The sequence below is a fragment of the Nocardia sp. No.11 genome (assembly GCF_038752175.1).
Classification (GTDB): Bacteria; Actinomycetota; Actinomycetes; order Mycobacteriales; family Mycobacteriaceae; genus Nocardia; species Nocardia canadensis.
Genome location: NZ_JBCGFB010000290.1, coordinates 1 through 389, shown reverse-complemented (window position 1 = coordinate 389; position 389 = coordinate 1). Strand labels below are relative to the sequence as shown.

Sequence of the window (389 nt, the reverse complement as noted above, 5' to 3'; positions counted from 1 at the left end):
CCGTCGCCGCGCACGGCGGTGCGGGCGGTGGCGTGCCGCGCTCGGCCGATATCGCCCTGCTGCTGCTGGTTTCGCTCGGCGCTGGCATCGTCGCGGGCGGATCGCGCGTGCGATCCGGTGGCGCGCCGCTGCTGCGAGCCGGTGCGGTGCTGCTCGGTGGGCAATGGGCCGGGCACTTCGCGTTGTCGGCGTCGCTCGCGCACCACGACGAGCTGCTCCACCTGCCCAGCGCGCCGATGGTGGCCGCGCACACGGTCGCGGCGTTCGCCTGCGCCGCACTGATTCTCGTCGCCGAGCGGCTCTATCTCGTCGCGTCCAGCGTGGTCAGGGCCGTGCTCACGGCGCCGTCGACCGCGATCGTCCAGCGCGCGCCGCGCTGGCGCGGCCTG

General features: G+C 75.6%; 1 pseudogene. It reads left to right on the top strand.

The window, feature by feature from the left end:
- Positions 1–389, top strand: a pseudogene (locus V8688_RS32095) (hypothetical protein); the annotation flags it as partial.